Source organism: Dyadobacter psychrophilus, assembly GCF_900167945.1.
Taxonomy (GTDB): Bacteria; Bacteroidota; Bacteroidia; order Cytophagales; family Spirosomataceae; genus Dyadobacter; species Dyadobacter psychrophilus.
In genome coordinates, this window is the sequence record NZ_FUZA01000005.1 from 405,737 (window position 1) to 432,515 (window position 26,779).

At 44.1% G+C, this 26,779-nt stretch carries 23 protein-coding genes; 12 read left to right on the forward strand and 11 right to left on the reverse strand.

Features of this window, described 5'->3' with window-relative positions; genetic code table 11:
• Nucleotide 1 precedes the first annotated feature (1 nt).
• From dnaE to B5X68_RS19710, 4 genes are all read left to right on the forward strand, one after another.
• Nucleotides 2-3,652, forward strand: a complete 3,651-nt coding sequence (gene dnaE, locus B5X68_RS19695) for a DNA polymerase III subunit alpha (RefSeq protein WP_082216472.1) — start codon at nt 2-4, stop codon at nt 3,650-3,652.
• A gap of 87 nt (nt 3,653-3,739) precedes the next feature.
• Nucleotides 3,740-4,072, forward strand: a complete 333-nt coding sequence (gene trxA / locus B5X68_RS19700; protein ID WP_082216473.1) for a thioredoxin — start codon at nt 3,740-3,742, stop codon at nt 4,070-4,072.
• Nucleotides 4,073-4,191: 119 nt separating this feature from the next.
• Nucleotides 4,192-4,383, forward strand: a complete 192-nt coding sequence (locus B5X68_RS29500) for a type II toxin-antitoxin system HicA family toxin (protein ID WP_082216474.1) — start codon at nt 4,192-4,194, stop codon at nt 4,381-4,383.
• Nucleotides 4,380-4,775 carry a HicB family protein gene (locus B5X68_RS19710; RefSeq protein WP_082216475.1) on the forward strand — a complete coding sequence of 132 codons (396 nt, stop codon included), beginning with the start codon at nt 4,380-4,382 and terminating at the stop codon, nt 4,773-4,775. Before B5X68_RS29500 ends, B5X68_RS19710 begins: the two co-directional genes overlap by 4 nt.
• Here B5X68_RS19710 and B5X68_RS19715 read toward each other — a convergent pair whose 3' ends face one another.
• The 7 genes from B5X68_RS19715 to B5X68_RS19745 all read right to left on the reverse strand — a co-directional run bounded on the left by B5X68_RS19715 (nt 4,776) and on the right by B5X68_RS19745 (nt 12,113).
• On the reverse strand, nt 4,776-5,654 hold the full coding sequence (locus B5X68_RS19715) for an aldose 1-epimerase family protein (protein ID WP_082216476.1): 879 nt from the start codon (nt 5,652-5,654) through the stop codon (nt 4,776-4,778).
• Nucleotides 5,651-6,871 carry an aspartate aminotransferase family protein gene (locus tag B5X68_RS19720; RefSeq protein WP_082216477.1) on the reverse strand — a complete coding sequence of 407 codons (1,221 nt, stop codon included), beginning with the start codon at nt 6,869-6,871 and terminating at the stop codon, nt 5,651-5,653. Before B5X68_RS19720 ends, B5X68_RS19715 begins: the two co-directional genes overlap by 4 nt.
• Nucleotides 6,872-6,928: 57 nt before the next feature.
• Nucleotides 6,929-8,122 (reverse strand): hypothetical protein, encoded by a 1,194-nt coding sequence (locus tag B5X68_RS19725; protein WP_082216478.1) that lies wholly within the window; start codon nt 8,120-8,122, stop codon nt 6,929-6,931.
• Nucleotides 8,115-8,957 carry a type 1 glutamine amidotransferase gene (locus tag B5X68_RS19730; RefSeq protein WP_082216479.1) on the reverse strand — a complete coding sequence of 281 codons (843 nt, stop codon included), beginning with the start codon at nt 8,955-8,957 and terminating at the stop codon, nt 8,115-8,117. The genes B5X68_RS19725 and B5X68_RS19730 overlap by 8 nt, the downstream gene beginning before the upstream one ends.
• 113 nt (nt 8,958-9,070) lie before the next feature.
• A complete protein-coding gene (locus B5X68_RS19735; protein ID WP_082216480.1) occupies nt 9,071-10,171 on the reverse strand; it encodes a carboxylate-amine ligase in 1,101 nt (366 codons plus the stop codon).
• 22 nt (nt 10,172-10,193) lie between these two features.
• A complete protein-coding gene (locus B5X68_RS19740; protein ID WP_082216481.1) occupies nt 10,194-11,384 on the reverse strand; it encodes an ATP-grasp domain-containing protein in 1,191 nt (396 codons plus the stop codon).
• Between the two features lie 21 nt (nt 11,385-11,405).
• Complete coding sequence (locus tag B5X68_RS19745; RefSeq protein WP_082216482.1) at nt 11,406-12,113, reverse strand: esterase family protein; 708 nt, start codon at nt 12,111-12,113, stop codon at nt 11,406-11,408.
• 122 nt (nt 12,114-12,235) lie between these two features.
• On the opposite strand from B5X68_RS19745, the gene B5X68_RS19750 reads away from it, so the two are divergent.
• Nucleotides 12,236-13,039 (forward strand): alpha/beta hydrolase, encoded by an 804-nt coding sequence (locus tag B5X68_RS19750; RefSeq protein ID WP_229208495.1) that lies wholly within the window; start codon nt 12,236-12,238, stop codon nt 13,037-13,039.
• A 4-nt stretch (nt 13,040-13,043) separates the two neighbouring features.
• Here the strand turns inward: B5X68_RS19750 and B5X68_RS19755 are convergent, their stop codons facing one another.
• Nucleotides 13,044-14,066, reverse strand: a complete 1,023-nt coding sequence (locus tag B5X68_RS19755) for an aldehyde dehydrogenase family protein (RefSeq protein ID WP_082216483.1) — start codon at nt 14,064-14,066, stop codon at nt 13,044-13,046.
• 128 nt (nt 14,067-14,194) lie between these two features.
• Here B5X68_RS19755 and B5X68_RS19760 point away from each other — a divergent pair, with 128 nt between their 5' ends.
• The 3 genes from B5X68_RS19760 (at nt 14,195) to B5X68_RS19775 (ending at nt 17,482) form a co-directional block, all read left to right on the forward strand.
• On the forward strand, nt 14,195-14,542 hold the full coding sequence (locus B5X68_RS19760; RefSeq protein WP_082216484.1) for a 4Fe-4S binding protein: 348 nt from the start codon (nt 14,195-14,197) through the stop codon (nt 14,540-14,542).
• A 368-nt stretch (nt 14,543-14,910) separates the two neighbouring features.
• The gene (locus B5X68_RS19770; RefSeq protein WP_229208496.1) at nt 14,911-16,113 is read left to right on the forward strand and encodes a porin; all 1,203 of its coding nucleotides are present in this window, start codon (nt 14,911-14,913) and stop codon (nt 16,111-16,113) included.
• Between the two features lie 49 nt (nt 16,114-16,162).
• Nucleotides 16,163-17,482, forward strand: coding sequence for an ammonium transporter (locus B5X68_RS19775; protein ID WP_082216487.1), 1,320 nt, complete (start codon nt 16,163-16,165; stop codon nt 17,480-17,482).
• A gap of 88 nt (nt 17,483-17,570) precedes the next feature.
• Here the strand turns inward: B5X68_RS19775 and mtaB are convergent, their stop codons facing one another.
• Entirely contained in the window at nt 17,571-18,902 is a 1,332-nt protein-coding gene (mtaB, locus tag B5X68_RS19780; protein WP_082216488.1) for a tRNA (N(6)-L-threonylcarbamoyladenosine(37)-C(2))-methylthiotransferase MtaB, read from the reverse strand.
• A 37-nt stretch (nt 18,903-18,939) separates the two neighbouring features.
• Entirely contained in the window at nt 18,940-20,772 is a 1,833-nt protein-coding gene (locus B5X68_RS19785; protein ID WP_082216489.1) for an LTA synthase family protein, read from the reverse strand.
• Between the two features lie 147 nt (nt 20,773-20,919).
• Here B5X68_RS19785 and B5X68_RS19790 point away from each other — a divergent pair, with 147 nt between their 5' ends.
• A complete protein-coding gene (locus B5X68_RS19790; RefSeq protein ID WP_082216490.1) occupies nt 20,920-23,106 on the forward strand; it encodes a glutamine synthetase III family protein in 2,187 nt (728 codons plus the stop codon).
• A 40-nt stretch (nt 23,107-23,146) separates the two neighbouring features.
• A complete protein-coding gene (locus tag B5X68_RS19795) occupies nt 23,147-23,701 on the forward strand; it encodes a hypothetical protein (RefSeq protein ID WP_082216491.1) in 555 nt (184 codons plus the stop codon).
• A gap of 204 nt (nt 23,702-23,905) precedes the next feature.
• Here the strand turns inward: B5X68_RS19795 and B5X68_RS19800 are convergent, their stop codons facing one another.
• Entirely contained in the window at nt 23,906-24,916 is a 1,011-nt protein-coding gene (locus B5X68_RS19800; RefSeq protein ID WP_082216492.1) for a glutamine synthetase beta-grasp domain-containing protein, read from the reverse strand.
• Between the two features lie 395 nt (nt 24,917-25,311).
• Between B5X68_RS19800 and B5X68_RS19805 the strand changes: the two genes are divergently transcribed.
• Together B5X68_RS19805 and B5X68_RS19810 are read left to right on the forward strand one after the other, a co-directional pair.
• Nucleotides 25,312-26,022, forward strand: coding sequence for an RsmE family RNA methyltransferase (locus B5X68_RS19805; protein WP_082216493.1), 711 nt, complete (start codon nt 25,312-25,314; stop codon nt 26,020-26,022).
• A gap of 14 nt (nt 26,023-26,036) precedes the next feature.
• Entirely contained in the window at nt 26,037-26,714 is a 678-nt protein-coding gene (locus B5X68_RS19810) for a DUF4159 domain-containing protein (protein WP_082216494.1), read from the forward strand.
• The last annotated feature ends 65 nt before the right edge of the window (nt 26,715-26,779 follow it).

Below are 26,779 nucleotides of genomic sequence, written 5' to 3' on the forward strand. Positions count from 1 at the left end.
CATGCAATTTTCACACTTGCACTGCCACACGCAATTTTCCCTTCTGGACGGTGCGGCGGATATAAAAAAGCTTTTCAAAAAGGCCAAGGAAGACAACATGCCTGCCGTTGCCATCACAGACCATGGTAACATGTTTGGTGTGTTCGAATTCGTGGCGGAAGGCAATAAGCAAGGCATCAAGCCGATAGTAGGATGTGAATTTTACGTTGTGGAAGACCGCCATATCCGGCAGTTTACGAAGGATAAAAAGGACGTGCGGCATCACCAGTTGCTTCTTGCTAAGGATGAATTGGGATATAAAAATCTGGTTAAAATGTGTTCGCTCGGTTTTATCGAGGGAATGTATGGAAAATATCCGCGGATTGATAAAGAGCTGATTGTCAAATATCATAAGGGCCTGATTGCTACAACTTGCTGTATTGGAGCGATCATCCCAAAAACGATTATCCGTAAGGGTGAAGAGGAAGCGGAGAAGGAATTTAAATGGTGGCTGGATCTGTTTGGTGAAGATTTCTACGTAGAGCTGCAACGCCACGAAATCCGTGATCAATACATTGTTAATGAGGTTCTTGTAAGGTTTGCAAAAAAATATAATGTTAAGATCATCGCTTCCAATGACTCGCATTACGTGGATCAGGAAGATTGGAACGCGCATGACATTTTGCTTTGTATCAACACCGGGGATAAGCAAAGCACGCCATCGGCAAAGGATTTTGATGATGATAAAGGCATTCCAAAAGGCTCGCGTTTCGCGTTTTTCAATGATCAGTTTTATTTCAAAAACACCAGCGAAATGATGAAACTGTTCAACGACTTGCCAGAGTCGCTGGACAATACGAATGAGATTGTTGATAAAATAAAAGCACTGGATCTGCGGAAAGATATCCTGTTACCGAATTTCCCGATCCCCGAAGAATTTAAGACGCATACATTGTCGGAAATGTTTGGTAAAAAGGAACTTACGGCAGATGTATTAAACCAATGGGAATATCTTAAGCACCTTACATTTGAAGGAGCGCGTTTCAAATACGGCACCATAACCCCTGAAATCGAAGAGCGGCTGAACTTTGAGCTGCAAACAATCCGGAATATGGGTTTCCCCGGATACTTCCTGATTGTGGCTGATTTCATTGATGCAGGCCGTAAAATGGGCGTTTTCATTGGTCCGGGACGTGGTTCCGCGGCAGGTTCGGTGGTCGCTTATTGCACGGGAATTACCAACATTGACCCGATTAAATATGATCTGCTTTTCGAGCGTTTCCTGAATCCCGACCGTATTTCACTTCCTGATATTGATACGGACTTCGATGATGAAGGCCGGCAGAAAGTGATTGATTATGTGGTTAAAAAATATGGCTACAACCAGGTTGCGCAGATTGTGACTTATGGTACAATGGCTGCCAAATCGGCCATTAAGGATGTTGCGCGTGTGATGGACCTGCCACTTGCGGACGCCAATATGCTCGCGAAACTGGTTCCGGACAAGCCAACCTATAATATGACGCTGAACCGGATCTTTACGGCACCGCTGGAAGGAGAGGGAAGTTTGATGAAAAAAGAAGGCATTGCGCCGGAAGAGTTGGATAATGTGAAGAAAATGCGTGCCATTGCATTAGGTAATGACTTGCAGGCTAGTGTTCTACAAGAGGCGAGAAGGCTGGAAGGAACGGTTAGGAACACAGGGATCCACGCAGCCGGAATCATCATTGCGCCAAGCGATTTAACGGAGATTATTCCGGTAAGCACATCTAAGGACTCCGATTTCCTGATCACACAATATCAGGGAAAGATCATCGAGGATGCGGGGGTTATCAAAATGGACTTTTTAGGTCTGCGAAACCTGACCATCATCAAGGAAGCATTGCGGCTTATTAAGCAAAATCATAATGTCGACATCGTCATCGACGACATTCCGCTGGACGACCCGAAAGTTTTTGAGTTGTTCCAGAGAGGTGAAACCAACGCCATTTTCCAGTTCGAATCCGACGGGATGAAAAAGTATATGCGCGACTTGATTCCCGATCGTTTCGAGCACTTGATAGCGATGAACGCATTATACCGCCCCGGTCCGATCGCCTACATTCCGAACTTCATCCGCCGTAAAAATGGATTGGAGGAAGTAACATATGATTTGCCTGAACTGGAAGAATATCTGGCTGATACTTATGGGATTACGGTTTACCAAGAGCAGGTAATGCTTTTGTCCCAAAAACTGGGCGGATTTACAAAAGGTCAAGCTGATACATTGCGTAAAGCAATGGGTAAGAAGCAGATAGAAACCCTTAACAAGATGAAGGGCGACTTCATGAAGGGCGGCGCGGAGAAAGGATTGGATACTAAAAAGCTTGAAAAGATCTGGACAGACTGGGAGGCTTTTGCATCATATGCATTCAACAAGTCACATTCAACGTGTTATGCATTTGTTGCTTATCAAACCGCCTATCTTAAAGCACATTACACGGCAGAATATATGTCGGCCGTATTAACGAGCTCACTGGGCAACATCGAAAAGATTACATTCTTCATGGAAGAGTGTAAAGCGCAGGGACTGAAAGTTTTAGGTCCGGATATTAATGAGTCAGACAGGCAATTTAATGCAAATAAGAAACATGAAATACGTTTCGGACTGGCGGGTGTGAAGGGCAGTGGCGACGCGGCGGTTGAATCCATTATTGAAGAGAGGAACCAAAACGGGCCATTTAAAGACATTTATGATTTCATTATCCGGGTCAACCTGAGGACTGTAAATAAAAAGACGATTGAAAGTCTGGCTTATGCAGGCGGGTTTGACTGTTTTCCTGAGTATCACCGCGCACAATATTTTGCGACCGAGCCGGGAGAAACGGGAACATTTATCGAGAAACTGATTCGCTATGCCAACAATTATCACGCTGAAAAGGCTTCTGCGCAATCGTCGCTTTTCGGTGCATTTGGTGGCAATGAAATATTGATGACTAAGCCGAAAGCTGCGGATGTGATTCCCTGGGACGATCTTGCGAAGCTTCGTTATGAGCAGGATGTCGTCGGTTTTTACATCTCCGGACACCCGTTAGATACATTCCGTGTGGAGCTGGATAATTTCTGTAATTGCACAGTGGATAAGGTGATGGAGATTGGAGAAAATGAGAGAGCACCCAAATATTTTGGTAAGGAAATTAATGTCGGCGGCATTGTAACAAGCGCGCAGGAACGTATGTCACGCAATGGCAGTTTGTTCATGATCTTTAAGATTGAGGATTACCGCGGTTCCATGGAAATGCTTTTGGGCGGAGAAGATTATATCCGGTTCAAAAACTACTTACAGATAGGACAGTTCCTTTACATTAAAGGCAAAGTGCAGAATCGCTGGAAACAGGAGGATCAGTTTGAATTTAAGATTTTGCAAATCCAGCTTCTGACGGAGATCCGCGAGAAGATGTGCCGTAAGATCAGGATTAACCTCACACTGGATCAGATTGACGCGCAGTTCATTCATTTATTAAACGAAACCTTTGGTAATCACCCGGGTGCATGCGCGGTTAATATGACGGTTGTGGATCCGGAAACGCACCTGGAAGTGGAAATGGTGTCGCGCGGTTACAGAGTTGCGCCGTCTAACGAACTGTTCAAAGTGCTTAACGGATTTCATGGTGTGAAATTCTTTTTAAACTGACCTGATGACGATTGAATCAGGAACTTTTAGTTACTTATAATCCTTATTACATCAGATTAATAAAAAAACATTAGACATTTTTTCGACATGGGAAAAGCACTTGAAATTACCGATAGCACCTTTGAAGATCTCATCCAGGGAGATAAACCAGTACTTGTTGACTTTTGGGCTGAATGGTGCGGTCCTTGTAAGATGATCGGACCGGTTGTAGAACAATTGGCCGGCGAATATGAGGGCAAAGCAGTTATTGGTAAAATGGATGTGGATATGAACTCGTCGGTGCCAGCTAAATTCGGTATTCGCAGTATCCCGACATTGATGATCTTTAAAGGCGGACAATTAGTAGATAAAGTTGTAGGCGTTGTGCCAAAAACAACTTTGGAAGATAAATTAAACGCACAAATCGAAGCTACGGTTTAGTAGTAAGCGATTTGTAGAAAGACTAAAAGCTCCTTTTCGGGAGCTTTTTTTGTGAGTGGTGATTTGCAAATGGTATATTATTGTATACCTTTGTGCCTAACACTTTGCTCACACTATCAATGAAATACTCGGAGTTTCACCGTATCATACGGCGTAATGGCTGGTTGCTTGTACGAACGCGTGGCAGTCATTGCATTTATCGAAAGGGCAGCATTACTTATGCTGTTGCCAACCATGGTTCCAAAGAGATGGCGGAGCCTACGCGTTTGGCAGCAATAAAGATCATGGGCTTAGACATAGAAAAGAGATGAAAAAAATTAAAGTGCTTATAGGCCGAAGCAAAGATTTCTACGGAGCGCATTCCGAAAATGTTAGAGGAATAAATGGTGGTGGGGAGACGATTGAGGCTGTAAAAAAGTCAGTAATGGAGTGTATTGAGATCATCAAGACTTTCGACGACAAGAACATTCCGGCTGCTTTAAAAGGGGAATATGAAATTGAATGGAGGCTGGACGTGGGCAGCTTCCTACAATACTATAAAGGCATTTTTAGTCAAACGGGCATCGCACGTCTTACAGGAATCAATGAAAAACTATTAAATCACTATGCATCAGGCCTGAAAAAACCAAGACCGGCCCAGGCGAAGAAAATTGAAGCTGCACTGCACCAGCTTGGCAGCGAGCTTGTGGCACTTAAACTATAATTATTCGCTGATTTCAATCTCAAACTTAGCCTCAAACGTTCCCCCAGCGGCAAGCTTCAGAATCCCTTCTTTCGTTTCAAAGTTTTGATCGGAGTCGGCGGTGTCCGCTATGCCTAGCCAGGGTTCGATGCAGACGAAGTTGCCGCCTGGTTTGGCCCAGATGCCGAGATATTTGAAGTCGTCGTAATGCATGGTGATGACTTGTGCAGATTTCGTGCTGCGAAGGCTGACTTGTTTTGAAACCAAATGCTTGAAAATCAGTGCGTCGGTGTCGAACAAGTGTCTGTTCAAGTGTAACATGTTAGTATTTTGGAGAACTGGTCTGGTTGCATTTCCGACTAAGCCATCTTTTTCCAAAAGCCATGTTGAATCATTTTCGACTGCGTAAAATTCCAGATAATAATCTTCGTAAGACTCATCGTCATGCAGAGGGCATTTGAATGCGGGATGTCCGCCGAGGGAAAATAGCATTTCCCCTGTCTCATGATTGATGACTTCATGATTTACAATGACCCTATTTTCTCTGAGGCTGTAAGTGATCAGAAACTCAAATTCAAATGGATATATCTCCAACGTTTTTTCGCTGAATTTTAAACCAAAGGTCAGACTGTCGGCAGTTTGGTACGTTAACTTTACATCCGCATTGTTCCTGATGAAACCATGGCGAGGAACGGCGTATTGTTTGCCTTTGTAATTCACAAATCCATTCTTAATCGCGCCAATTACGGGAAAAAGCACCGGAGCATAACTTGCCCAAATGTCGGGGTTAGCGTTCCATAAAAAGTCCTTACCTGTCACTGTTGATTGGATTTGGCAAAGCTCAGCGCCTTTTTCCTGGACAGCAATTTTCAAAAACTGATTTTCAATCGCGTAATTCATATTTTCTGTTCGTTCAAAACTGACAAAATAACGTCACAAGCTTCCCGGATTTGCGCTTCGGTGATGGTAAGCGGCGGTGCAATGCGCATGGCATTGTCACAAAACAAAAACCAGTCGGTAACCACGCCGCGTTGAATGCAGCGGTCGATGGTGTCTTTCAACTTCGCGAAAGTTTCCATTTCCGCAGCCAGCATTAAGCCTCTTCCCCTTACTTCTTTAATGGCCGGATGGATTAATAACGACTTGAAAAGATTTCCTTTTGCGATCGCTGAGCTTGCCAGATTTTCATCCAATGTAACCTGCAACGCTGCAAGCGAAGAGGCGCAGCTCACGGGATGTCCGCCAAAAGTGGTAATGTGCCCGAGTATCGGGTTATTTTTAAAAACGCTCATAATGTCCTGCGAAGCCATAAAAGCGCCGATCGGCATTCCGCCACCCATTCCTTTGGCGCTGAGCAAAATATCCGGATAAACGCCAAATTGCTCAAAAGCCCAAAACGAACCCGTACGGCCATATCCCGTCTGAATTTCATCAAATATCAGTAAGGCGCCCGTTTCAGTACACTTCTTACGCAAAGCCGGAAAATATGCATCATCAGGCACACGCACACCCGATTCGCCACCAATAATTTCAATGATAACAGCAGCTGTTTTATCCGTTATTTTTTCAATATCAGGCAAAAATCCATGCTGAATATGCGTTACACCAGGAAGCAGCGGACGGAAATTTCGCTTAAAAAATTCTGCTCCTGCAAGGCTCAATGCGCCCTGGGTAGCACCATGGTAAGCATTAAAGCAGGAAACAAATTCGCCCCAACCGGTGAAACGTTTTGCCAGTTTCATCGCGCCTTCGACTGCTTCCGTTCCAGAATTTGTAAAATATACATTATCAATCAACCCATAGGGAGAAGGCTCAGGTGAGGTGATTTTTAATGTGTCTGTCAACGCCTTTGCGAGCTGCACTTGTGTACTTTGCACATACTCTCCATAAACGAGCAAATGCATGTGCTTTTCCAATTGCTCATAAACAGCAGACAGAATTTTCGGGTGCCGGTGGCCCACATTGCTAACTGCAATCCCGGAAATCAAATCCATATATCGCTTCCCGTCCGGGCCGTACATATAAACGCCCTCTGCTTTTTCAATCTCTAATGCAAGCGGATAGTCGGAGGTCTGAGCTAAGTGGTCAAAAAAATGCTGTCGATGGGATATATGCATTCTAAAAGTTAAATACTTTTAAAAAGTATTTTATTTATAAAATTTACAAAACTTAATTTACTTTTCAAAGAAGGCGGCACTGCCACCAACCCAGGTAAAATCTTTATTAAAACGAACCCCGATCATTTCACCGCGACTAAGTCGGCTCAGCGAAATGAGCAGTTCTGGTTTGTCCGCATTGTCATTCCAACCGTACATCATACGCACTTCGCATTTTACCAAACCATCCGGTGCCTGAATTACGGGTTCATACACAACCTTTTTTTGTAGAATGTAATTTTCTGGATCTGGCAATGCGGTCAAATCCGATTCCAAAATGTGCAGCTGAACACCAGAACCGGCAAATGAAAAGAGCGGCTTTAAAACATAATTTCCCAGATCAGCTGGAAAGTTACCATTGTAATCGCTTACAAATTTGGTTTCCGGCACATATTCACTTTTTAGAAATGGAATGGAAAATTTGCTGATCCTGAAAAACCAGTTGGGATGGCCAACCCAGCTCACATTCACATCATCAGTGAAATGATAGCTTGTTTTTAAGTCCGGGTAATTTAGTAAATCGTCAAATATAAGGCGGTTATAGATCCGTTTTATCTGAATTTTGCGACCGTCGTTTTGGTAATAGAGGTTACTTCCTTCTTTGATTAATTTGGTATAACAAACTGCCTTAATACCAAGCATTGCTTCCGTAACCGCGAAATCTATCCTCGTTTTCTGCTTTTCAGGGAAAATTTCCAGCAAAATTACGTGCTCAGGATCTTCACCTGCCAGAATTAATTCTTTCAGCTTTTCAACATATTCTTCGTAGGAATCTCCGCCGAAGCTGTAACGGAAATTTTCAGGGATTTCGAAATGTTGTTTAAAAGATTCGGACAAATGGGCCTGATATCCAAACACCGATGGAAATCCTTGCAATTCAATAAGTTGCGGAGTAAGGTCGCCTTTCTCGTCTTTGCAAATGGCGAAATCAATAGCCAGAAATGATGTGTGATTGTTTTCGTTAGGCACATTTTGATCGACTGGCACAGCCCGCTCCGTATTACTTATGAATTCAGAAGAACGCAATGTCGCAATGATCTGCTCCGAGGCAATGCCGATTTTTTCGAATAATTCTTTCGGAACAAAAATTGGTGTTTCGGCCACCCGGAAATCCAGCTGTCCTGGAAAGTCCGCGTCGAAAGATTTTACAAAAGCCTCATATTTACTTTCGGTAAAGGAGCGGTTGAACGTTTCGCGGGCTTGCTTATGCATAGGCAGGCAGGAAAGCTTTGTTCAGGGCATTTTTCAAAAACGCCGGAATAACAACGGCTTCGGTCATCATAATTTTGTCCGGGTCATTCAAATGCGAGATCATGTCATTGTATTTCGCTTCGCCGTGTGCCGCGATAATGCTCACTTTCTTGTCTTCCCGTAGAAAGTAGCGAAGCATGCCTTCTGCATCAGCTTCCGGATGAAACTGCGTTCCAACGATTTCCTTGGAAAAGCGGATCGCCATCACAGCGCGTTCCAGCGGAACGTGCGGCCTTATCTTTTCGAGACAAAGCAATTTTGCGCCCATATTTTCCAGCATAAACTGGTTGGGTTGCGTAACCTGAAAGTCGCGCGAATCTACAATCCAGAAAGGATCGCTTAATGTATTTAACAGCGGATCCTTGCGGCCCAATGCCGTTTTATGAACCGGAAATGTCCCAAAGGAGGTTTTTCTCCTTTTACTAACCCCAGCAAGCTGCCAGTGAATACAGGCCATTTGAAAGGAGTGGCAGATCAGGAAAAGGTGTTTTTTGGTTTTATTATGACGGTTGGCATTGAACTGGAATATCTGGTCTAAAAAACCAAAAAACCTCTTCTCCCAAGGTTCTCCAACCGGAGAAGGATTTCCCGGGCCACCTGTTGAAATGTAGGCGTCGAAATTCATTCCCGGAATTTCCAGCTTTTGTCTTACATCGAAAATTGTGTATTCAACGGCCACCGACTCGCTTTCACCAAATGCGGTAACGATCTTTTTGATGCACCGCATTCCTTCATTTTCAAACCCGTTGTACATGTCCAGAATGGCAATCCGGAAATGTTTTTTGTCATCATTCATTTTAGAGGAGCTGCCAGTTTTATGCAGGCAGACGTTATAATTTTGTTAGAATCTGGTAAATATTCTTAACAACCTGAAACGCTATTAGTTCGCAAGTTGCTGAAAAATCACTGTCAGTCCAGACCGATTTTGGTTTCTGCAACAATGTAATCCACCACGGCATTCATGCTGCCGGTTTGTTCAAAAACAGCCAACTGACGGTCTGCGCCCGTGCCCATTGCCATAATCTGGTGAATGTAATCGATCTCTTTTCGACTTCCCAGTTCATCCACAACATCATCAATAAATTCCAGCAGCTCTACAACCAGCACATTGTACTCCACTTCCTCTTGCTTACCAAAGTCGATCAGCTTGCCATGAATGCCGTAACGGGCGGCGCGCCATTTGTTTTCGTTGATCAGCATGCGGTGATATGGCCTGAATGTCAGGTTCATGCGATGGAGCTTGTGAATTTTGGCAACGAGCGCCTGCATGATCGCAGCCAGACAAATCGTCTCATCGGTTCGCATGGGCACGTCACACATACGAAACTCAATGGTGTCAAAAAACGGGTGAACACGAATGTCCCACCAGATTTTCTTTCCGTTATCAATGCATTTTGTTTTGATCAGGAGATTCACATATTCGTCGTACTCGGCTGCGCTCGAAAAGGAATCGGGAATGCCGGTCCTCGGAAATTTATCAAAAACCTTTGACCGGTAAGATTTGAAACCCGTATTACGGCCACACCAGAAAGGCGAATTGGTAGACAATGCATAGATATGCGGTAAAAAATACCTTACAGCGTTCATTATCTGAATGGCCTCATCCCGGTTTTCAATTCCTACGTGAACGTGCAGGCCGAAAATCAGGTTACCCCGTGCAACGTCACGCATTTCATCAATAATCTCGTCATAGCGGGGGTCGGGCGTGATGAGCTGTTCAACCCAGTCTGCAAATGGGTGCGTTCCGGCTGCCGCAACCTGCAAATTTTGCTTTTCAGCCAGATCCAGGATCATTTTGCGCAAGTAAGTGACTTCTTCCCGCGCTTCCTGAATGTTATGGCAAATGTTGGTGCCCACCTCCACAACGGCCTGGTGCATTTCTGCCTTCACACGTTCCTTAAGCGTGATTTTCCCATCCTCTACAAGCTTCGACATATGTGACCTCAGATTCCTTGTTACAGGATCAATGGTCTGAAATTCTTCCTCAATTCCCAGGGTGAACGTGGCCATAAAGCGTGCGTATGCGGTTGAATTAAGATTTTTTCAGTTTAGAATTTGCCGCGGGTGCTTTTGTTGCCGCTGCTTTTTTAGTTGGGATTTTCGGTGTTGGCTCACTTGGAACAGGCAATATGCCTTTATCTTCAACCAGCTTGGGTGCTTTCTTAGGCGCAACGGTCTTCACCTTAACTTCTTTCGCCGAGGCAGGAGCAGGTTTAGGTGCTTTTTCAGGAGCTGCTTCGGCAGGAACCGGTGCCGCTACTGATGACTGCGCAGGAATTCCAAGAGCATCTTTTACAAATGTTCCCCACGTCAGATTTGTTTGTCCAGGCACTTGTGCTTTTGCTCTTTCAATGGCCATATTCGCTGCCGCTTCCACAACCCATTCGAAATTATCACGGCCTACTGAATAAATGTCCGCATCAGGAGCCGGATTGCAAAAATCAATAGCGATAGGAATTCCGTCGCGCACCGCAAACTCGACAGTGTTGAAATCGTAGCCCAATGCAATGTTCAATTTCAGCGTGTAATCCTTTATTGTTTCTAAAAGCCTTTCACCTTCTTCGCCCGTGGCTTTCATTTCGGCGGCATAGCGCAAATGATGCGGATTTCTTGGCTCATATGGCATAATCAGCACTTCTTTCTGGCCAATGCAGTAACAGCGGAAATAATCTGTAAAGTCAATTTCTTCCTGTAACATCATCACCAACTGACCCGTTTCCTCATGCTTATGCCACATATCTTGCGGGTTTACGACTTTGTAAACACTTTTCCAGCCACCGCCGTCATGAGGCTTCATATATGCCGGAAATCCAATGTATTGGAATATCTCCTCCCAGGCCATCGGAAAAGCAAGGTTACGGAACGAAGTTTCGGAAGTATTTTCAGGACGCTCTTTCGAGGGAAGCAGAACCGTTTTGGGAACGGGAACGCCTATTTTTTCAGCCAGTGCATTGTTGAAAAACTTTTCATCCGCACTCCACCAGAATGGGTTATTGATCACCGCCGTGCCGGATAATGCAGCGTTCTTCAGATATGCACGGTAAAAAGGCACATCCTGAGAAATACGGTCAATGATAACAGCGTATTCGGTTGGATCCGCCTGCACTACTTTGTCAATCGTCACGGCTTCCGCAATGAAACCGCTGTCTTTGCTATTAACCCTTTCAATAAATGCGTTTGGAAAAGTGTTTTCCATTCCAAACAAAATTCCAATTTTTTTCATATGCGGTTTTTTGTTTTGTATTTACATGATGCGCGACAGGTAATCGGGGAACATTCTGTTCCACAACGGCCAGTCGTGTTTTTCCCAGCCTCTAATATCGAGCCAGTGTTCGATTCCCTGGTCATTCAGGATTTTTGACATCTTTAAATTGCTGTCGAGACAAATATCCCAGTCGGAAGTCCCCAAAACGATCTTCATATGGCCGTAGCGCCAGCCTTGTTCGTTGGGCATGAAATCAATTGGATTATTAAAATAAACTGTATCGTCGTAAAATCCGTCCGTGAAGCTGCGGATATCAAATGCGCCACTCATGCTGATCATGTAGGCCACCTGCTCCGGATGTTTGAATGCAAAATTAGCTGCATGAAAGCCGCCGAAGCTGCATCCGGCCACGCCGATCCGGTCTACATGACATTCACTTCTGATGAATGGAACGAGCTCGTTGTTCAGGAACTTGTCGTATTGAATGTGGTTGAGTACCCTGTATTGCGGGTTTAAATGCTTGGCATACCAGGAATCCGCGTCGATTGAATCAATGCAATAGATCTTATATTTTCCCGATTCTACGAGCCCGCGTGCGGATTCGATCAGGCCCATGTCTTTTGCCTGATAGTATTTTCCCAAAGTCGTCGGGAAAAGCAGCAGCGGATAGCCCCAATTGCCATAGACCAGCATGTCCACATCTCTGTCCAGATGATGCGAGTAATATTTGATATGCTTCTCTTCCAAACGGAGCTTTTTTGTTTAATACCATTGATATTGAAATATACAAAACAAATTAAAGGAACCAAATTATGGGCATTTATTAACTTGCGAGCTTTTATTGCATCCATTTCAACGCAGAAGTAATTTTGAGTTTCGCCGACAAGCCCATTCTTCCCCTGGTCAAAAATGTATTTTCTGTCTTCCTGGAAAGGGAAGTTACGGTTTCCATAATTCTTCCGTTTGGTTATGATCCATTCCGGTCTTATCCGCTGATGCTGTTCAATGATGGACAGGATTTTGAAGCGTTGGCGATCGCCCGGGTCGCGCAGCAGTTGCAGGCAACCGGTGAAACGGCACCATTTTTGATCGCGGGCATTCACGCCAATGAAAACAGGATTTACGAGTACGGCATTGCGGCGGAGGCAGATTATGCGGGTCGGGGAAACAGGGCAGGAGCGACCTCCAACTTCGTTACGAAAGAATTACTCCCGTTTTTGAATACTGATTATCATGTTGCAAAGGAAGATGTTGTATACGCCGGGTTTTCGTTGGGAGGATTAATGGCTTTGGATATTGTCTGGAACAATCCAGACATTTTTTCAAAGGCTGGCGTATTTTCAGGCTCCTTATGGTGGCGGAGAAGGGCATTGCACGACGGTTATTACGATTCCGACCGCATTATGCATACGCAGCTCAGCAATGCCAACACGAAGCCCGACCTCAAATTCTGGTTTCAGTGCGGATCGCTGGACGAGTACGACGACCGCGACGGAGACGGCGTGATTGATTCGATCCAGGATACACTGGAATGCATTGCCACATTGGAAAGGAAGGGTTACGCCTGGAACCGCGACGTGTTTTACAAAGAGATTGCACTGGGTGAGCACAACCTGAACACCTGGTCCAAAGCGCTTCCTGATTTTTTCAAGTGGGCTTTTTCTGAAAAATAGAAAATTAGAATTCTGCTAAAAATGCCATGGTGTCAACCGCGTCGGCATAATCTGTCAACCCCGGTTCCTGCGTTTTGCCGAATGAGATCAATCCCGGAAGGTCAATATCTGCGTTAGTCACAACGCACTGGATTTTCTCAGCCTGTTCTTTCAATGGTGCTTCAATGTCCGAAAGCGATTCATATGTTTCGTAATGCAGCACACTGATTGCCGAAACCAATGCTTTGCTTTCCGTCAGCAACAGGAAACCGTTATCATAATGCGGCACCCGGTTTACCAGGAAAATAGACTTGTTGTATTCGTAGTTGTTAAAGTATTTATGGTGATGCAGATACGTCTTGTCGAGATTCTGAATGGATTCATAAAACTTGGTAAAATCATATCCTGCCGGAACAAAAAGCTTGGAAACATTGCGGCATCCCAGACCAAAATACTGTAACGCATCCCTGCCAAGAGCAGCTAATTCTTCACCGTCTTCGCTGCCCGTCAGTACGGCAACAGACGTCCGGTTCTTGCGGATAATGTTGGGTTTTTTAGCAAAATAATAATGGAAATAACGCGCTGTATTATCGCTTCCGGTGGCAATATAAGCGTCCGCATCATTCAAGCGCTCCACAAAGCGAATGTGTTCTTCAAGCCCCGGTTCGATAGCCACGAGCTTATCGAGCAGTGCATGGATCAGCAACTGGTCATCTGAACTGGGTTTTGCCAATAATATATGTCCGCTGATAAGGACCGATAACGCGTCATGAAATCCAACTGCCGGAATGTTCCCGGCCATTACAACGCCTATTTTTTGAGAAGAATCAGGTTCAGGATATTGCGCTGCCCATGCATTGAGCTTGTCTGCATTTAAAAATTGATTGGCCAGTGCATTCAGCGACCGGGCAACATTTTCAGTTGTAAACCAGTTGTTTTTACTGTTGGCGCGGGCGATCCATTCTTCTATTATCAGCTCATTTTGAGGGTTTGTGATGAATTTTCCAAGATTTATAAATGCATTTATCCGCTGGGCTCTCGATATCATTCTGACTGAACGCTGAAAAGTTAAATTAGGTATTCGTTTTTATTTTTCTGATTGCTGGGAAACTATAAATAGTTATATTTGTTACTCTAAACAGAAGAAATAGCAACAAATATAAACAATCCGGCGATATGGCTATAATGATAACCGATGAATGCATAAATTGTGGGGCGTGCGAGCCAGAGTGCCCTAACACAGCAATTTATGAAGGAGGTGTTGAGTGGACCTGGGGTGATGGAACAAGTCTGGACGAGGTGGATTTTGGTGATGGAACCATCGTAAGTGGTAAGGAAAAGCAGTCGCCAGTTTCCGACGAATTCTACTATATCGTTTCAGACAAGTGTACTGAATGTGTAGGTTTCCATGAAGAGCCTCAATGTGCAGCGGTTTGCCCTGTCGATTGCTGCGTACCGGATCCTGATAATGAAGAGGAAGAAGATACATTGCTTGCTAAAAAAGCATGGATGCACGGTGAATAAAACCTGTGACCGAATAAGATTTTGAAGCTTTACTGGAAGCCCCAGTGCAAGCCCCGCCATCAGCGGGGCTTTTTTTGTGCCCCATTGCCGGAAATGTCATTATAATAATAAAATTTCTTAATAATTCCGATACTATGTCATATATAAAATTTTGTGTATGTGCATTTACACAGAATTTAAAATTTTCTTCAAAAATTGCGAAAAGCACGATTTTATGTTTATAAAACAATAAAAAAGAGTAAAAAATAATGATAATTGTGTTTTTTTAGATAAATTTTGTCTTGAATATTTGATTAATACAATTTAAGTACAATATTTGATCCAGTAATTCAGCCGGGGAGTAGTATTAACTTAAACAGAATATAATTATGAAAAAAGTCTATTGCACAGTATTATCTTTGATGGTTCCTTTTTTGGGTTTTGCAAAGTCAGATGAGGATAAAAAAGCTGCCAAAGCGGATACAACAGTGGTTACTGAGGCGAAGGACGAAGATGAGGCCAAAGGTGCATTTGCATTTTCGGGCTATCTGGACTCTTATTACATGGCTAATTTCAACAAACCTGCGTCGCGCTCTAACATGGGTGGATCCAATGCCCGCGTATTTGATCAGCGTTCCGGACAATTTTCTTTGGGCTTGGTTCAGACAAAAGTGGCTTACACCAATGCAAAATCAGAAGCTGTAGTTGATTTGACATTCGGTCCTAACGCCAATATGGGTAACTACGGGAATGCATTGTTTAGCACCGCACTCGCTATCAAGCAGGCTTACTTTACTTACAAATTCACAGACAAATTTTCGATGACTGCCGGACAATTCGGAACAAACATCGGATATGAAGTGATCGACGCACCGGCCAACTTCAACTACTCTCTATCAAACCTATTCAATAACGGCCCATTTTACCACGCTGGTTTGAAGGCAACTTATGCTTTTTCAGACAAAGCTTCTTTAATGGTGGGTGTTGTGAACAATGTTGACGGATTAGGCGACAACAACCGCAAAAAGGGTATTATCAGCCAGCTTTATTTCCAGCCGGTCGCAAACTGGAACGTATATGTGAACTATATCGGAAGCAACGAGGCAAACCCAGACACAGTGACTTTCAAAGAGCCGTCTGCATTCTACCAGGTTTTTGACCTTACGACAAGTTTCCAGATCACCGAGAAATTCCTGCTTGGATTGAATGCTGCATACGGAAGCCAAAAAGGAGACTACCAAGGTTACGGTGGACCAACTGACACGGAAACATGGGGCGGTGTGGCTGTTTATGCAAACACAGCTTTAACTGACAACTTCGGAATCGGTGCTCGTTACGAGTATTTCAATAATGACAGCGGCGTACGTGGTTTGCTTACACCAGCTGGAATGGGAACAAGCGTTAATTCCATCACTTTAACAGGAAACATCAGCCTGGCTGACGGACATATCCTTGTAAAACCTGAATTCCGTCTGGATGCATATCCAAAAGTAAGCGGTGCGGGTGAAGCGCAGCAGTTTGAAGATTCTGATGGCGAATGGACTAAAAACAGCCAGACGACTTTCGGACTTGCATTTATTTACAAATTCTAATTTTCAATCACATACCTTCTTAATCTACCTATAATAACTATTTACTACAATGGAAAAACGTAATTACATTCCACTGATTATCCTGCTCGTAATCAGTATCCTCGGTGCCTTCATTCCCAATGTTCCGACTCAGATCGTGACGGAAGGCATTAATTCCGGTGACACCGCCTGGTTACTTGTGTCTTCCGCGCTGGTTTTGCTTATGACCCCAGGTCTGGCTTACTTCTACGGCGGAATGGTGAATAACAAAAACGTTATCTCGACAATGCTTCAGAGCTTCATCGCAATGGGCGTTATCAGTGTCCTTTGGGTTGTTATTGGTTTCAGTCTTGCATTTGGTGATGACATCGGCGGATTTGTTGGTAACCCAACGACCCACTTTATGTTCAAAGGCGTTTTGGACGGACCGGTTTGGGGAACAATTCCTTTCGCTCTTTTTGCAATGTTCCAGATGAAGTTCGCGGTGATCACACCTGCGCTTGTAACGGGTTCTATGGCTGAGCGTGTTAACTTCCGTTCTTACGTGTTGTTCATCATCTTGTTCTGTATCTTTATTTATTCACCATTGGCTCACATGACATGGCATGCTGATGGTATCCTGTTCAAAATGGGTGTGCTTGACTTCGCAGGTGGAACGGTTGTTCACATGTCTGCTGGCTGGGCTGCATTGGCCGGCGCACTTTACCTGAAAAGACGTAAGTCGTTAACAGAAGATCACGTTTTGCCACCTGCAAACATTCCTTTTGTTCTTTTGGGAACAGGTTTGCTTTGGTTCGGTTGGTTTGGTTTCAACGCAGGTTCTGCGCTCTCAGCCTCTCCTTTGGCAGTTTCTGCTTTCGCTACGACAAATACTGCTGCTGGTGCCGCTGGTCTTTCATGGGTTTTGTTTGATGTTGCAAGAGGTAAAAAAGTGTCGGCGCTTGGTTTCTGTATCGGTGCGGTTGTAGGTCTTGTGGCTATCACGCCTGCTGCTGGTTTCGTTACCGTTCCTGCTTCCCTTTTCATCGGAACTATCGCAGCTGTAATCAGTAACTACGTTGCTCACCTGCGCACTCGTTCTACATTGGATGATACATTGGACGTATTTCCTTGCCACGGTGTAGGTGGTATGGTTGGGATGTTGATGACTGGTGTATTCGCAACGAGCGGTGTTAACTCACTGGTTACGGATCAGGGTCTTGCCTTTGGCGAAACAACATTGTTTATCAACCACGTAATTGCTTTGGTAGGTGTGTCTGTTTTCGCATTCGGCGGTTCATTGCTGCTGCTTAAAATTACAGATCTTATCTTGCCACTTCGTGTATCTGAATTGGATGAGAAAGCTGGATTGGATATCAGCCAGCACGATGAGTTTCTTATAGAAGCGTAATTTTTCTCAACGTTGTTTAAATATAAAAGTCCGCCTCAGGTAAAACCAAGGCGGACTTTTTCATATAGATCAAAAAATAAAATCTGATCTAAACCAGAATCGGGGCAAGTTCTTCTATTTCCGTAACCTCCATCAAACCAAGCTCATTAATGTGGCTGTAACGGACCGCCTTGGTTTCATTGATTAACAAAGGATCATATTTAACGGCCACACGAACGTAATTGTCTGTAAAGCCAAGCATCTGACCGTTCTGTATCTCGTCTTCAAACAAAACAAGTCCTTGCTTATCAATTTGTTTCTCGTAAAAGTACCGCTTCTTTTTTTCCGAGAGGATATGGAGCATTTTAGATCTATCCGCTCTGACATTTTTAGCGACAATGGGTCTGATGTTCAAAGCAGCCGTATTTTCCCTTTCTGAATATGTGAAAACGTGCAGGTAAGAAACCTCCAACTCATTCAGGAATAGGTAACTTTCTTCAAAAAGCTGCTGTGTTTCGCCAGGATGACCTACAATCACGTCTACGCCAATGCAGCATTCAGGCATCAGCGATTTGATTTTCGCAACACGCTCCGCATACAGTTCACGTTTGTAACGACGCTTCATTAATCCAAGAACCGTGTTGGAACCCGATTGCAGCGGAATGTGAAAGTGGTGCGCAAAGCGTTTGGATTTTGCCACAAATTCAATGATCTCGTCGGTCAGCAAATTAGGTTCGATGGACGAGATACGGAAACGTAAAATGCCTTCTACTTCGTCCAGCGCTTTGACCAGGTCCAGAAATGTTTCTTTCCGCTCGCCGTTTTGCAAACCGAAATCGCCAATGTTGACACCTGTCAAAACGATTTCCTTTACATCCCTGGCTGCAATATCCTCGGCAGCCTTCACAATGTTCGCTATGCTATCGGAGCGGCTTTTTCCCCTCGCCAATGGGATCGTGCAGTAGGAGCAGGGATAATCGCAACCGTCCTGCACTTTCAGAAAAGTCCTTGTACGATCATTTAAGGAATAAGAAGTATGGTATTCAACAGCGTGATCAATTGTGGAAGCGATCACCTGCGCAGGCTGTCCCAGCGGTGTTTTTTCAAATGTATCGATCAACTCGACTAAACGAAACTTTTCCGCCGCGCCCAAAACTGCGTCGACTCCAGGGATTTCCGAAATTTCTTTTGGTTTCAACTGCGCATAGCAGCCTATAATGGCCACATAACCATCCGCATTAATCTTCTGTGCCTCGCGTACGATCTTCCGACATTTTTTATCCGCATTCTCGGTAACAGAGCACGTGTTAATGATAAAAATATCTGGTGTTTCATTAAACTCCACTTTCTGATATCCCTTTTGCTCAAACATGCGGCCTATGGACGATGTTTCGGAATAATTCAGTTTACAGCCTAATGTATAAAAAGCGACTTTTTTCATTGTTTTCAAATATTCTGCAAAATTACACCTTTTAGGCTCAACGCTTTAAATAATCGTTGAATGATGATTGTAAATATGCTTTTCCAAAATTTTCTTCTTCTGGCGTAAGAGCTCCGGCTTTTTCGGTAATGTTGCCGCCGATGTTGTCACGGACCAGATATCCGCCGGGCTTCATCCAGCCCAATCCATTATTAAATGCGAAATATGCAAAAGGAACGCGTTGTTTGCCAAAAATATCATTGCTCCAATTAAAAGAACCCGAAGGAAGATGCAACTGGTTCAATAATGTTGTCGCCAGGTCCGTTTGAGAGCAGATCGAATCCACTTTCGTGCTGTGCTTTTCCAATGCGCCGCCGAGCCAAAGCATGGGAATGTGAAATTCTGCGGGTTTTGTTCTGTCCGTCTCGGGCAGCGGATGGCCGTGGTCTGCGATAATGATTATCAGCGTGTTATCCCACCACGGTTTTGTTTTGGCGTTCTTAATAAAGTCACCAATCGAGGCGTCCGTATAATGATGTGCATTCAAAAACAATTGTTCGGAATCGTTTCCTTTGATTACGGTTTTAACCGGAACTTCGAATGGTTCGTGGCTGCTTAATGTAAATAAAGTTGAAAAAAATGGCTGTTTCTGCTTGTCCAGATCGTCCATTAACCGGTCCAGAACAATGTGGTCATGCGCACCCCATTTGGAATTCATATCCTTTTCATCAAAATCATTCTTATCAATGATCTGATCAAAATCCTGTTGCAGAAAGTAGGATTTCATGTTGGCGAATTCGGTTTCGCCGCCATAATAAAAGGATGTATACCAACCATTTTTATGAAAGACCTTCGGTAATGATGGCAGAGAAAATGTTTTTTTAGGAATCTTAATGATTGAATTTGTCGGCTGGGCTGGGTATCCGCTCAAAATCGCCACCATTCCTTTATCGCTCCGGTTTCCGCTTGCGTACATTTGCGTGAACAGCATTCCCACTTTCGCGAGTTGATCAAATTGCGGCGTCACATTCTGCAAGCCATTCAAACTGCCGGCAACTTTCGCAGTAAAGCTTTCCCAGATAATGACGACGACATTTATCTTCCCCGCCTTAACCACCTGCTCCGAAGTGCTGTCGGCCCTATATAGCGACTTTACGAGTTGATCTGCCTGACTTTCATCAAAATAAACAAACGGGTTCTTTTTGGAATAAGTGGCATTCAGCAGGGAGCTCATAAAATTCCAGGGGACATTCACGGCCGCATAATTGGCAAAACTTTTATCACTGAAAAAAACAGCGCTTTCATTCATGGGCGCGAGTTGAAGCCCGCCACGAATTGGAATGATCAGACTTGCGCTCAGAATCAGGAAAACAGGGATCGTATAAATAAAACCGGTCTTTTCAAATGCGCCCGTGCTGCGCTTGATAACGGTCCGTAACAATTTCCAGACGAGGACAAAAAGGCCTGCGAAAAGCAGCAATAGTGGGAAAATCGGAGCAGCACCCATGGAAGCAACAGCTTCTTTGGGCGTTTTGAGATAATGTAACGATGTGCCGTCGATCCGGAATCCCCATGCTTTAAACAATTCCAGGTCTGCAATGACAAGAAAAGTGATTAAAAACGCCACTATTGCGCTGAAAATAGCCAATGTATTTGCATACCACTTCCATTTCCTGGCAGTGAACATCATGAGCAATGCGGGGATCATTAAAATATAACCTGCAAATGAAATGTCCATTTGCAGGCCGTGGGCTGCACTTTTTGCCCACAGCGATGAAGGCAGTTCAAGCGTCTTTTTATAATGGTAAGCGAGAAATAATATTCGGAAAAACTGAAACAGAACAACCCAGCTAATCCCGTATATGGCAAGAAATTCTAATCTTTTGCGCATCGGTGTCTTTAAGAATTTACAAAGTTCCGAAAATTGAAGCAACCGGCAGTATCGTTACAGATTAAAAATGAAAATGTGGCGTAGAATTGTTGTTCGTACCTTTAAATAAATAATTTTGGGGAGAATTAATATAAATCCGATTATAAAATGACTTTTCGTTCCAAAGCTTTTGAGATTGCTCAAGGCCGGGTTGCCCCTTCACTTACCCCTCCGACAGAAAAAGTAGCCGACTTATATGGCAGTAACACTTTCAGCGATGACGTAATGAAAACGCTGCTCTCCGCTGAGGCTTACACCAAGATTTCGAATGCGATACGTTCCGGTTCGACGATCGACCGGGAAGTTGCAGACGAGGTTTCGGCGGCGATGAAATCGTGGGCGATTTCCAAGGGAGCGACGCACTACACGCACTGGTTCCAGCCCTTAACCGGAACGACTGCTGAGAAACACGATTCATTTTTTGACTTGACAATCGACGGCAAAGCCGTTGAAAAATTCAAAGGAAGTGCACTGGTCCAGCAGGAACCCGATGCATCCTCATTTCCAAGCGGCGGTTTGCGCGCCACTTTTGAAGCACGCGGTTATACAGGCTGGGACCCGAGTTCACCTGCGTTCTTGATGGATAATGGGGCGGGAGGGAAAACATTATGTATTCCGTCCGTGTTTATTTCCTATACCGGAGAAGCACTCGATTACAAAGCTCCTTTGCTCAAATCGCTGGTTATGCTCGACAAAGCAGCCACTTCGGTCTGTCAATTTTTCAACCGCGACGTTGATAAAGTAACGCCAACATTAGGCATTGAGCAGGAATATTTTTTGGTAGATAAAGCACTTTATTATGCGCGTCCCGACTTGCTCATGGCTGGCAGAACGGTCTTTGGACATAGTCCTGCGCGTGGCCAGCAGCTGGACGATCATTATTTTGGTTCGATATCGCCGCGGGTGAATGCATTCATGGTGGATTTTGAATTTGAAGCATTAAAGTTGGGCATTCCTGTGCGTACGCGCCACAACGAGGTTGCGCCAGGCCAGTACGAATGTGCGCCCACGTTTGAGGAGGTAAACCTGGCCATTGACCATAATGCATTGTTGATGGATTTGATGCAGAAAGTGGGTGACCGACATAATTTCCAGGTTTTGTTTCACGAAAAACCATTTGCTGGTATCAACGGAAGCGGAAAGCATAACAACTGGTCACTTTCCACGGATACGGGCATCAACCTGCTCGCGCCCACGTCCAAGCCGAAGGAAAACCTGCGCTTTCTAACATTTTTAATGAATGTTGTGAAAGCAGTTCACGATCACGCGGATTTGTTGCGCGCTTCCATTTCTTCTGCCGGTAATGAGCATAGATTAGGGGCAAACGAGGCGCCGCCATCGATTGTATCGGTTTTCCTGGGTAACGAGCTGACCAATATGCTGGAAGAATTGGTCAACAAGGGAGAGATAACGCTCGAAAAAGGCGAGAATTTCTATTATAAATTGGGTATAACCCGCATTCCAAACCTGCAACGCGATAACACGGACCGTAACCGCACTTCGCCCTTCTGTTTTACCGGAAATAAGTTTGAATATCGCGCAGTGGGCAGTTCTCAAAACAGTGCATCGCCGATGATCGTTTTGAATACGATTGTGGCGAATCAGCTTTTGGAATTCAAAAAGGAAATGGATGAGAGACTTGCCGCAGGAGAAGAAAAGAAGGTGGCGACTGTTGAGATCCTGAAACGCTATTTTACAGAGTCAAAGAACATTCTATTTGAAGGAAACGGATATTCAGAGGAATGGGTGGAGGAAGCAAAAAGCCGCGGCCTGAGCAATATCAAGGAAACATACGATGCGCTGCACGCTTACACGACGGAACGTACAATTACTGCATTTGAGCGAATGGGCGTCCTCACCTCGCGCGAGCTGCATGCCCGCTACGAGATTGAATTAGAAAATTATGTTAAAAAGTTACAGATCGAATCGCGCGTGATAGGTGATCTGGCATTGAACCACATTGTTTCTACGGTTGTGAAATATCAGTTCAAGCTTGCCCAGACGGCCCGGTCGCTCACGGATCTGGATATGCTGGAAGAAGCGGCACCGATCAAGGAAATTATCAAAGATATTTCCACCCATATCGTGATCATTAAAAAGCTTGTTCACGAAATGACAGAGCAGCGCAAAACGGCCAATAACATTGAGGATCTGTTTGAAAGGGCGAAAATGTACGGTTCGGAGGTGAAAGGGTTTTTTGAGGAGATCAGATATCACGTGGATAAATTGGAATTATTGATCGACGATGAAGACTGGCCTTTGGCAAAATACCGTGAAATGTTATTTTTGGAATAATTTTAGCAGCGAAAGCTTTTTATAACAAATATTCAAGACTATGAATCCGGGATTTGATCCAGAAGAAATTGCAGTGCTTAAACAGGAATGTAAAGCAGAGCGATCAAGCTTTATACATGTTGAGGACGAGCTGGAAGAGGATGAAGAGGAGAACAACGAGCATGCGCACGTTCAGTTCGTAGGTTTTTACAAAGAGAAAGAGGTGATTTATGACGCGCTGATCTACACTTTGAGATTGCACCACTCAACCCTCGTTTATGACGCTGCTTTGGAAAGGCTGAAAAAGGTGATGCCGAATTACGTTTCCCTCGACGAACGTCCGGAAAATTACGTTTGTGACGAAGAGCAGGACGAAGAAGCAGAATTGTTGCTTACCGAATTCATTGAAGAGATCGAAGAAAACGAGGAAATAACAGTTCGCGAGCACATTGAAACGGACGACAAGTTTGATTACGGCATTGGTCTGGAAGTGGGATTGAACAAAACGGAGATCAATGATAAAACGATCAACGATTTCATCATACGCTTTAACGCCGGTCGCATTCAACTGGACCCAACTCTTTACGCATTCTCCGGAAGCGAAGAGCAGGACTGATATCAAGTCCCAGAGGGACAAAACATCGGTAGTCAAAATATAATTGGTTAATGGATAAGGAAAATCCCGGAGGGATGTAATGTCATGCATGATGTTACATCCCTCCGGGATTTTGCGTTTACTCCGCGATTTGACAGTGCCTGTAAATCAAAAAACCGCCAATGCGGCGGTTTTTTGATTTACATTATATCTATTCTGCAAATATTAAAGCGCAGATTTAACAGTCTTAATAATACGCGCAGCTACTTTGTAAGGATCAGCAGCTGAGTTTGGACGACGATCTTCCAGATATCCGCTCCATCCTTTTTGAGGGACAAGAACAGGGATACGGATCGAAGCACCGCGGTCAGAAACACCGTAGCTGAAATCGTGGATAGAAGCAGTTTCGTGCTTTCCAGTCAAACGCAGGTGGTTATCAGCACCGTAAACTTCAATGTGTTCTTTCACAACCGGACGGAAAGATTCGCAAACTTTATCGAAAACTTCTTTGCTGCCAGCAGTTCTCAAAGCAGAGTTTGAGAAGTTAGCGTGCATGCCGCTTCCGTTCCAGTCAAGCTCGCCCAGAGGCTTGCAGTGCCAGTTGATAGCAACACCATATTTTTCACCGATTCTTTCAAGCAAATAACGGCCAAGCCAGATCTGGTCACCAGCTTCTTTCGCACCTTTTGCGAAAATCTGGAATTCCCATTGTCCTGCTGCAACCTCTGCATTGATACCCTCTACATTAAGTCCGGCGTCAAGGCAAGCGTCAAGATGCTCTTCGATAATTTCGCGACCGTATGCGTTTTGAGCACCTACTGAGCAATAGTATGGTCCTTGTGGTGCAGGATAACCATTTGCCGGGAAGCCAAGTGGTTTGTTTGTTTCAGTATCCCAAAGGAAATATTCTTGTTCAAAACCGAACCAGAAATCATTGTCATCATCTTCAATCGTTGCCCGACCGTTGGATACGTGAGCAGTTCCGTCTGCATTAAGTACTTCACACATTACAAGATATGCATCTTTGCGCAATGGGTCAGGGATAATGTAAACAGGTTTCAATAAACAGTCAGAAGAACCGCCAAGCGCTTGTTCAGTGGATGAACCATCAAATGACCAGTTGCTGCAATCTTCCAATTTCCCACTAAAATCGCTTTCAATTTTGGTTTTGCTACGTAAACTTTGGGTCGGCTTGTAGCCATCCAACCAAATATATTCCAGCTTGGATTTTGACATAATAGTACTAGATAAAGTGGTGACGAATAATTATAACGGCACAATATTAATGCAAAAATGTATTTCCAAAAAATAAAAACTAAGAAATATTAGCCTTACGCAGAATAATATTGTGTTTGTGGTAGTATTGTCAGTAAAAAATGTATTATTCTTATAAAATCGATTAAATTCGAATTTTGACTAACTGATAAATATTTTTGCAGAAACCCTGATAACGCGGTTAAATTAGCAGTCTCTCTTATTGAAATGTTGCAAAAATGCAAAAATCAGGTTTTTTGAGATATTCAAAATAATATAAGGAAAACATGGCGTTTAATTATAAAGGGGACTCTAATTTTAACCGTATTTTGAAAATCATCCCGGTTTTTTTATCTTATTGAATATTTACTTTTCACATGCATTTATTTTATCAGCCAGACTCAAATCTTTACGAATTAGACGAAGAGGAGGCCAGGCATAGTTCCAAAGTTTTAAGGCTCAATTCCGGAGACATTATATATGTAACCAATGGCAAAGGCACGTTGCAGAAATGCGTGTTGAATATCCAGGGAAAAAAGGCGGGTTACGAAGTGCTTGAATCTCAGATCATCGAACGAAGACCGTTTTCCGTACACCTGGCCATTGCGCCCACGCGCAAGGCCGAGCGCAACGAATGGATGGTGGAAAAAATGACCGAAATAGGGGTGGAGCGCATCGACTTCATGTTGACAGAGCACACCAATGCGGACACGATCAACCGCGTTGTGAACCTTACGAGGCTGAATCGTATCGCTGCCGCGGCCATGAAACAATCGCAGCAACATTATCTTCCAGTCATCACCATTGGCAATAAATACGAAGCATTCGTGAAAGGCGTGACGGGTTCGGAAAAATTAATCGCCTACGTTCCAGATCATAACAAGGTTGAGCACGTTTTTAGTAAGGTAAAAAAAGGCTCGGGCACAACTTTATTAATAGGACCGGAAGGCGATTTCAGTGAAAAAGAAGTTTCGTTAGCACTCGATCATGGATTTTCAACTGTTTCCCTTGGACCTACCCGTTTAAGGACCGAAACTGCGGCTGTGGCAGGCTGCCACGCCATTAATTTGGCACAGAACATTTTATAAACGCACCAACCAACATGAAGAGGTCAGTAGCAAGCTTTGGCAAAATAATAGGGCTGGTCATATTTGTTTTCATAGGCACAGCAACATTCGCGCAGTCATCATTGAAAATTGCCAAGTTGAAATACGGTGGTGGCGGCGACTGGTATGCCAATAAAACTTCGCTTCCTAACCTGATCAAGTTCTGTAATACGGAGCTGAAAATGAACATTAACCCTGCCGAAGACGTGGTAGAAGTGGGCAGCCCCGATATTTTCGCGTATCCGTTTGTGCATATGACGGGCCATGGCAATGTGGTATTCAGCGATGCGGAGGCGCAAAATCTCCGTAACTATCTGCTGTCAGGTGGCTTCTTGCACGTGGACGACAATTATGGTTTGGACCAGTTTATCAGACGGGAGATGAAAAAGGTCTTTCCAGAGCTTTCTTTTGTGGAACTGCCTTTCGATCACCAGGTTTACAGGATCAAATATGTGTTTCCCGAAGGTCTTCCAAAAGTTCATGAGCATGATGGAAAACAACCGCAAGGTTATGGGCTTATCTGGCAGGGCAGGCTTGTTTGCTATTATAGCTATGAAACGGATTTAGGAAATGGCTGGGAGGATCAGAGTGTTTATAATGATCCGGAGGAAATGCGTAGAAAAGCATTGCAAATGGGCGCAAACCTGTTGAGTTACGCCTTCATGATTTTGTAATGAAATCCCTTCCATGCAATCGATATCGTGACAAAAATCGTATCTCTCTATATAAAATAATTCCA

Bases quoted from the DNA above. Each gene is read 5' to 3' on its own strand.
- dnaE (WP_082216472.1), top strand. From the start codon at position 2: ATGCAATTTTCACACTTGCACTGCCACACGCAATTTTCCCTTCTGGAC.
- trxA (WP_082216473.1), top strand. From the start codon at position 3,740: ATGGGAAAAGCACTTGAAATTACCGATAGCACCTTTGAAGATCTCATC.
- B5X68_RS29500 (WP_082216474.1), top strand. From the start codon at position 4,192: ATGAAATACTCGGAGTTTCACCGTATCATACGGCGTAATGGCTGGTTG.
- B5X68_RS19710 (WP_082216475.1), top strand. From the start codon at position 4,380: ATGAAAAAAATTAAAGTGCTTATAGGCCGAAGCAAAGATTTCTACGGA.
- B5X68_RS19715 (WP_082216476.1), bottom strand. From the start codon at position 5,654: ATGAATTACGCGATTGAAAATCAGTTTTTGAAAATTGCTGTCCAGGAA.
- B5X68_RS19720 (WP_082216477.1), bottom strand. From the start codon at position 6,871: ATGCATATATCCCATCGACAGCATTTTTTTGACCACTTAGCTCAGACC.
- B5X68_RS19725 (WP_082216478.1), bottom strand. From the start codon at position 8,122: ATGCATAAGCAAGCCCGCGAAACGTTCAACCGCTCCTTTACCGAAAGT.
- B5X68_RS19730 (WP_082216479.1), bottom strand. From the start codon at position 8,957: ATGAATGATGACAAAAAACATTTCCGGATTGCCATTCTGGACATGTAC.
- B5X68_RS19735 (WP_082216480.1), bottom strand. From the start codon at position 10,171: ATGGCCACGTTCACCCTGGGAATTGAGGAAGAATTTCAGACCATTGAT.
- B5X68_RS19740 (WP_082216481.1), bottom strand. From the start codon at position 11,384: ATGAAAAAAATTGGAATTTTGTTTGGAATGGAAAACACTTTTCCAAAC.
- B5X68_RS19755 (WP_082216483.1), bottom strand. From the start codon at position 14,066: ATGATATCGAGAGCCCAGCGGATAAATGCATTTATAAATCTTGGAAAA.
- B5X68_RS19760 (WP_082216484.1), top strand. From the start codon at position 14,195: ATGGCTATAATGATAACCGATGAATGCATAAATTGTGGGGCGTGCGAG.
- B5X68_RS19770 (WP_229208496.1), top strand. From the start codon at position 14,911: ATGAAAAAAGTCTATTGCACAGTATTATCTTTGATGGTTCCTTTTTTG.
- B5X68_RS19775 (WP_082216487.1), top strand. From the start codon at position 16,163: ATGGAAAAACGTAATTACATTCCACTGATTATCCTGCTCGTAATCAGT.
- mtaB (WP_082216488.1), bottom strand. From the start codon at position 18,902: ATGAAAAAAGTCGCTTTTTATACATTAGGCTGTAAACTGAATTATTCC.
- B5X68_RS19785 (WP_082216489.1), bottom strand. From the start codon at position 20,772: ATGCGCAAAAGATTAGAATTTCTTGCCATATACGGGATTAGCTGGGTT.
- B5X68_RS19790 (WP_082216490.1), top strand. From the start codon at position 20,920: ATGACTTTTCGTTCCAAAGCTTTTGAGATTGCTCAAGGCCGGGTTGCC.
- B5X68_RS19795 (WP_082216491.1), top strand. From the start codon at position 23,147: ATGAATCCGGGATTTGATCCAGAAGAAATTGCAGTGCTTAAACAGGAA.
- B5X68_RS19800 (WP_082216492.1), bottom strand. From the start codon at position 24,916: ATGTCAAAATCCAAGCTGGAATATATTTGGTTGGATGGCTACAAGCCG.
- B5X68_RS19805 (WP_082216493.1), top strand. From the start codon at position 25,312: ATGCATTTATTTTATCAGCCAGACTCAAATCTTTACGAATTAGACGAA.
- B5X68_RS19810 (WP_082216494.1), top strand. From the start codon at position 26,037: ATGAAGAGGTCAGTAGCAAGCTTTGGCAAAATAATAGGGCTGGTCATA.